The sequence below is a fragment of the uncultured Microbacterium sp. genome (assembly GCF_913776565.1).
Lineage (GTDB): Bacteria > Actinomycetota > Actinomycetes > Actinomycetales > Microbacteriaceae > Microbacterium.
In genome coordinates this window covers 1-6,327 of sequence record NZ_CAJYPF010000241.1, presented here as the reverse complement: position 1 = coordinate 6,327, position 6,327 = coordinate 1, and the positions used below count along the sequence as shown (strand labels likewise).

Sequence of the window (6,327 nt, the reverse complement as noted above, 5' to 3'; positions counted from 1 at the left end):
AGGATGACGGCATCCAGTTCTCCTCCGCGCACGCGCGCGAGGCGGGAATCGACGTTGCCGCGGATGTCGCGGATGTCCAGCCGCGGGTTGTGGCGCCGGGCCTGCGCGATACGACGCGGGGAGCCGGTCCCCACGCGCGCCCCGGGCGCGAGGGCACCCAGCGGCGTTCCGTCGCGGGTGACGACGACGTCGCGGGCGTCCTCGCGGGGCGGGGTCGCGGCGATCACCAGACCGTCGGGCTGCACGGTCGGAAGGTCCTTGAGCGAGTGCACGAGGAAATCGCAGCGATCGGCCGCGAGCGCCTCGCGCAGACCGTTCGCGAACACGCCGCGCCCGCCCAGCTGCGACAAGGACGCGCGGTTGACGTCGCCCTCGGAGACGATCGGCACCAGCTCGACCGGACGACCGGATGCCGAGGCGACCGCGTCGGCCACCATCTGCGACTGCGCCATCGCCAACGCACTGCGCCGCGTCCCCAGGCGCAGGGCGGTGCTCACTGGAGGATCTCGGGGATCTCGTCGAGCGTGACGAGACGGCCGGTGTAGAACGGCACCTCCTCGCGCACGTGGCGTCGGGCCTCGGTGTACCGCAGGTCGCGCATCATGTCGACGAGGTCGGTGAGCACGTCGGACTCCATCGGCAGCAACCACTCGTAGTCGCCGAGGGCGAAGGATGCCACGGTGTTGGCGATCACGCCGCGGTACTCCGAGCCCTTCTTGCCGTGCTCGATGAGCATGTCGCGGCGCTCGGCCTCGGGCAGCAGGTACCACTCGTAGCTGCGCACGAACGGGTACAGGCACAGCCACTGCTTCGCGTCGATGCCGCGCAGGAAGCCGGGGACGTGCGAACGGTTGAACTCCGCGTCGCGGTGCACGCCCATCGCGTTCCACGTCGGCAGCAGGTTCTTGAGCACCTCGGTGCGGCGCAGGCGCCGGAGGTCGCGCTGGAGCGCCTGGGGGTCTTCGCCGTGCAGCCACACCATCAGGTCGGCATCGGCGCGCAGACCGCTGACGTCGTAGAACCCGCGGACGGTCACGCCGTCGGCCTCGATGAGCGAGACGAGGTCGGCGAGCTCGGTCGCCTCGGCGGCGGTGACGGGGTTCTCGGGATCGCGGCGGAAGACCGCCCACAGCGTGTACACGGAAGAGGAGCTGTCATCGGACATGACTCCTAGTCTCGTCCGGTCGCCGCGACGGGCCAAACCGGTTGACTCGGCGCCGAACCACCCCTCGCGTCCGCGAACGGCACCGGGGATGACGAAGCGGCCCGCCCCGGCGAGGGGGACGAGCCGCTCCGAGCCTTCTCAGCGCGTGTAGGCGCGGACGATGCCCCAGACCGCGACGCCCACGAGGGCCGCGACACCGGCGACCACCGCCGCGGCGGCGGCGGGGTTCTTCTGCGCCTTCTCGCGCACCTCGTGCACCTTGCGGTCGACGGTCTCGCTCGCGCGACGCGGGATGTTCGCCTTGACCTCGAGCGCGGCGAGGGCGGCCTTGAGCTCGGCGCGGGCCGACTCGACCGGGTCGGTGATCCCCAGCGGCACGGCCGTGCGCGGCACGGGGACGGGTCGATCAATACTCATCGCGGGCCTCCTTGACGATGCGGACGTCTTCGGCGATGGCCTTGCCCGGGTTCTCGCGGTTCGACAGCTTCTTGAACCGCAGGTAGCCCAGCAGCGCCAGGATCGCCGTGATCACCACCATCACGCCGAACACCACGAGCGCCGACAGCCACACGGGCCACCACGACGACAGCCCCGCGATGACGAACGCGAAGAACACCGGAATGGCCCAGAACAGCACGATCAGGGCGCCGACGAACCAGCCGGCCCCGATCCCGGCATCCTTCGCCGTGCGCTGCGCCCACGCCTTCGCCCCGTTGATCTCGGCGACCACGAGGTTGCGCACGAGCTCGGGGATGTCGCCGATCAGCGTGAACAGGCTGTCGTCGGAGCGATCGCGGAATCCGCGCGGAGTGGTCATGCGGTCAGCTCCCGGACGTGCTCTGGGCGGCCTTGGCGCGAGTCGTGGCGGACTTCTCGGCGCGCTTGGCGTCGTCGACGGAGTCCTCGACCACGTCGGCGACCTCGTGGGCCGACTGCTTCGCGGCGCGTCCCGCGCGCTCGGCGCGCTCCTGCACGGTGCCGGACTTCGACGCGGCGCCCGTGACCGACTTCGCGCCCTTCCACACCACACCGGGGACGGACTTCAGGGCCGAGACGCCGAACGCCTTGACCTTCTCGACCTGCCCCTGGACGACGGGCTGGTCCCAGACCTTGCCGGCCTGCGTCTTGATCTGCTCGTACCGCTGTCGGCCGGCGCGTGCTCCGAGCACGTATCCCGCCACGAGTCCGACGACGAGTGCTGCTTTGCCCCTCATGGGGTCTCCTCACGCTCGATCGAGTGCTGGTCGAGTCTCACAGTAGTCATGTATGCCGCCTGGGGCATCCGCCCTTGACAGCCGGACGCCGACGGTCGACTCGACCGGATCAGTGACGCCAGAGCGCCGCGCTGCGGACACGGTCCGCCTCGTCCCGCGCGTCGGGGATCACCTGGGCCAGACCCGTTCCCGCGACCCAGGCGCCCGTGACGCCCAGGCCGGCCACCGCGCGCACCGCGCCGCGGGCGGCGGCGGTCACCGCGGCGCGGCCGATGGTCGCGGCCGGCTGCGACTGCACGTAGCGCGAGCGATGGCTGTCCACCAGAGCGGATGCCGACAGCTCCACGCCCAGCATCGCCGAGGCCTCGGCGAGAGCGAGGCGGGCCGCGGCGTCGTCGTCGAGCGACGCGGTGGCGGGCTCTTCGCCCTGCGCGCCGAACGACACGCGCACGACGTGGACGCCGGGGGCGGTGGCATCCCGCACCCACTCCCACTTGGCGCTCGAGTGCGTGAGCGCCTTGGCGACGTGGCTGCCGGGGACGGTGAGCACGCCGGTCCCGCGGGGAGCGCGGTCGAGCTCGGGCGTTTTCACCACCAACGTCACCACCTCGACCACCGGGGCGACCGGTTCGCCCTCGTCGAGCCCCGGGACGACGGGGGCCAGCAGCGCCCGCGCCGGACCCTCGGGAAGGGCGACGATGACCGCACGCGCAGCAATCGGCTCGGCGTCGGCCGAGGTCGACACGCTCCACCCGTCGTCGGTGCGGGTGAGCCCCTCGGCGCGGACGCCCGGACGCAGGTCGGCACCGGCGTCGGTCAGGCCGGCCACGAGCGCGTCGACCAGGCGCGACATGCCGCCCGCGATGCCCTCGACGGCGCCGCCGGGCGCGGGGGCCTGGGCCGTGCCCGCGACGACCGGGACGTCCGAGGCGGGGGCATCGGCGGGACGCGTCGAGACGCGCCGCGCGCGCAACTCGGCCACCGCACCGGTGAGCGATCCGGTCCGCGTCAGCGCGGCGTTCAGGCCGGGGGCGGCGAGGTCGACGTCGATGTCGTCGGGCCGCGCCGAGTAGACGCCACTGGTCACCGGGGCGACCAGGCGGTCGAGCACGCGCGCGCCCAGGCGCGAGCGCACGAGCTTGCCGAGACTGAGCGTGTGGCCGATGGTCAGCGGCGGCCGCAGGCGATCGACGTAGGCGCGCCACGCGCCCGACCAGCCGATGATGCGGCGAACGGCGGGGTCGAAAGGATTGTCCGGGATGCCGAGCACCCCGCCCTTCGGAAGGGGTGCCGCACCGACCCCGGGGACACCCGCCACCCACGCTCCGGCGGGGTTCGGGGTCACGACGGCGTCGGCCAGGCCGAGCTCGCCGAGGAGGCCGCGCACGATGCCGCCGCGGGTCGCGTAGCTCTCGGCGCCCACGTCCAGGACGATGCCACCGACCTCGGCCGTGCGCAGGACGCCGCCGAAGACGTCGGACGCCTCGAGCACGGTCACCTGCAGGCCGACCTTCGCGCACTCGCGCGCGGCGATCAGGCCCGAGACCCCGCCGCCGACGACGACGACGCGCGTCTCGTGCGCGTGCCGGACCAGGCGGTCGAGGGGCTCGCTCACTCGCCCTCCCCGTGGGCGTGCGCGACGATGCGCGTCAGCTGGTCGGGATCGGTGTCGGGGGGCACGCCGTGGCCGAGGTTGAGCACGTGGGCGCGCGCCGCTCGACCGCGGGCCAGCACGTCGTCGACGTGGGCGCGCAGCACCGGCCACGGGGCGCCCAGCAGCGCCGGGTCGATGTTGCCCTGCAGGGTCGTGTCGGGGCCGACGACCGCCGCGGCCTCGTCCAGCGGCATCCGCCAGTCCACTCCCACCGCGTCGGCGAGTCCGCCCAGGCGCATCTCGTCGAGGAAGGCGCCGGTGCCGACGCCGAAGTGGATGCGGGGAACCTCGATGCCCTCGAGCGCCGCGGTCGAGTGCGGCGCGATGAACTCGCGGAACGTCGCCGTCGACAGCGACCCGGCCCACGAGTCGAACAGCTGCACGGCCTGCGCACCGCCCTCGACCTGGGCGTCGAGGAACGCGCGCGACACCTTCGCCAACCACCCGGCCAGGCGGTGCCACGACTGCGGGTCGGCGTGCATCATGCCGCGGGCGCGCAGGTGCTCCTTGGACGGGCCGCCCTCGACGAGGTACGCCGCGAGGGTGAACGGGGCGCCGGCGAAACCGATCAGCGGCACCCCGTCGCTCAACTCCGCGGTCACGCGGCGCGCGGCCTCGCGCACGGGCTCGGCGGCGGCGGCGACCTCGGCCGGGTCGATCGCGGTGACACGCGCGACGTCGTCCGCCGTGCGCACGGGGTCGGCGAACACCGGACCGCGACCGGGCTCGATGACGACGTCGACGCCGGCCAGGCGCAGCGGCACGACGATGTCGCTGAAGAAGATGGCGGCATCCACGTCGTGACGACGGATGGGCTGCAGCGTGATCTCGGCCGCGAGGTCGGGGGTCAGGCACGCGTCGAGCATGCGAGTGCCCACCCGTAGCTCGCGGTACTCCGGCAGCGAGCGCCCGGCCTGCCGCATGAACCACACCGGCTGACGCTCGGGGCGGTCGCCTCGGAGGGCGCGGAGAAGGGGAGCGTCGAGGGAGGCCATGGCATCCATCCTCCCATCCGTCGCTGTGCGACCCGGGGGATGCCTTGACGTCGAAGGGCCACCCGGAATACCCCGAGGGAGCCGGGCGTAGAATACGTACGTGTTGTTGTGCGTCAGCGCGAGTCACAAGACCGCGCCCTTCGAGCTCCTCGAGCGGCTCAGCGTACCTCGCACCCCCGTCGCCCCCCTGATCGCCGCGCACGACGAGTGCGTGCAGGGCGCCGTCGTCGTCGCCACCTGCAACCGCTTCGAGGCATACGTCGACATGGACGAGCCCGTCACCGCCGCCGTCGCCCTGGGCATCGACGCCACCCTCTCGGCCATCGAGGCCGCGACCGGCGTTCCCGCCGCCGAACTCGAGGGTTCCTACACCGTGCTGGGTGGCGACGACGTGGCCGAACACCTGTTCTCGGTGGCATCCGGTCTCGAATCCGTCGTCGTCGGCGAGGGTGAGATCGCCGGTCAGGTGCGTCGCGCGCTGACCGAATCGCGCCAGTTGGGCACGACCTCCGCCGAGCTGGAGCGCCTGTTCCAGCGTGCGTCCGAGGCCCAGCGCGGCGTCAAGAACTCCACCGCGATCGGCCGCGCGGGTCGCTCGCTCGTGCGCCTGGGCCTCGAGCTGGCCGACAGCCGCATCGCCGACTGGTCGACGCAGCGCGTTCTGCTCGTCGGTACCGGCGCGTACGCCGCCGCGACCGTGGCGGCCCTGCGCGACCAGGGCGCCGAGGACATCTCGGTGCACTCCCCCTCGGGCCGCGCCGCGAAGTTCGCCGCCAAGCACGGCCTGCGCGCCGTGTCGGCCGAAACCTTTCCCGCGGCCGTCGCACACGCCGACCTCGTCATCACCTGCACCACGAGCGAGAACCACGTCGTCAGCGCCGCGACCTACGCCGCGGGACGCACGGGTTCCGAGACGATGGCCGCGGCCGGCTGCCCGGTCGACCACTCCGGACGCCGCCTGATCATCGACCTGGGTCTCCCCCGCAACGTCGACCCCGATGTCGCGACCGTCCCGGGCGTCGACCTGCTCGACCTCGAGACCATCCGCCTGCACGCCCCGCTCGAAGAGCTGCAGGCCACCGACGCCGCGCGCGACCTGGTGCGCGACGCCGCGAAGCGCTTCGCCTCGGTGGGCGAGCGCAAGAACATCACGCCCGCCGTCGTCGCGCTGCGCGCCCACGTCTTCGGCGTGCTCGACACCGAGGTGGCCCGCGTGCGCGCCCGCGGCGACGAGGGCGGACAGACCGAGCAGGCCCTGCGCCACCTGGTCGGCGTGCTGCTGCACACCCCCACGACGCG

Annotated in this window: 8 protein-coding genes; 1 reads left to right on the top strand and 7 read right to left on the bottom strand. The window is 73.1% G+C overall.

Annotated features, from left to right (window positions below; translation table 11 throughout):
* From hemC to hemE, 7 genes are all read right to left on the bottom strand, one after another.
* Positions 1-497, bottom strand: a 497-nt coding sequence (hemC, locus tag QZ433_RS13495) for a hydroxymethylbilane synthase (protein WP_295784432.1), incomplete at its 3' end; no start/stop codon positions are given.
* Positions 494-1,165, bottom strand: coding sequence for a hydrogen peroxide-dependent heme synthase (gene hemQ, locus QZ433_RS13490; protein WP_295784431.1), 672 nt, complete (start codon positions 1,163-1,165; stop codon positions 494-496). The genes hemC and hemQ, both read right to left, overlap by 4 nt.
* A gap of 138 nt (positions 1,166-1,303) precedes the next feature.
* Positions 1,304-1,582 (bottom strand): hypothetical protein, encoded by a 279-nt coding sequence (locus QZ433_RS13485; RefSeq protein ID WP_295784430.1) that lies wholly within the window; start codon positions 1,580-1,582, stop codon positions 1,304-1,306.
* Complete coding sequence (locus QZ433_RS13480; RefSeq protein ID WP_108318521.1) at positions 1,572-1,982, bottom strand: phage holin family protein; 411 nt, start codon at positions 1,980-1,982, stop codon at positions 1,572-1,574. Before QZ433_RS13480 ends, QZ433_RS13485 begins: the two co-directional genes overlap by 11 nt.
* Before the next feature lie 4 nt (positions 1,983-1,986).
* Entirely contained in the window at positions 1,987-2,379 is a 393-nt protein-coding gene (locus QZ433_RS13475; RefSeq protein ID WP_295784427.1) for a hypothetical protein, read from the bottom strand.
* Between the two features lie 109 nt (positions 2,380-2,488).
* The gene (gene hemG, locus QZ433_RS13470; RefSeq protein WP_295784425.1) at positions 2,489-3,994 is read right to left on the bottom strand and encodes a protoporphyrinogen oxidase; all 1,506 of its coding nucleotides are present in this window, start codon (positions 3,992-3,994) and stop codon (positions 2,489-2,491) included.
* Complete coding sequence (gene hemE / locus QZ433_RS13465) at positions 3,991-5,028, bottom strand: uroporphyrinogen decarboxylase (protein WP_295784423.1); 1,038 nt, start codon at positions 5,026-5,028, stop codon at positions 3,991-3,993. Before hemE ends, hemG begins: the two co-directional genes overlap by 4 nt.
* Before the next feature lie 100 nt (positions 5,029-5,128).
* On the opposite strand from hemE, the gene QZ433_RS13460 reads away from it, so the two are divergent.
* A partial coding sequence (locus QZ433_RS13460; RefSeq protein ID WP_295784422.1) for a glutamyl-tRNA reductase occupies positions 5,129-6,327 on the top strand: 1,199 nt, incomplete at its 3' end.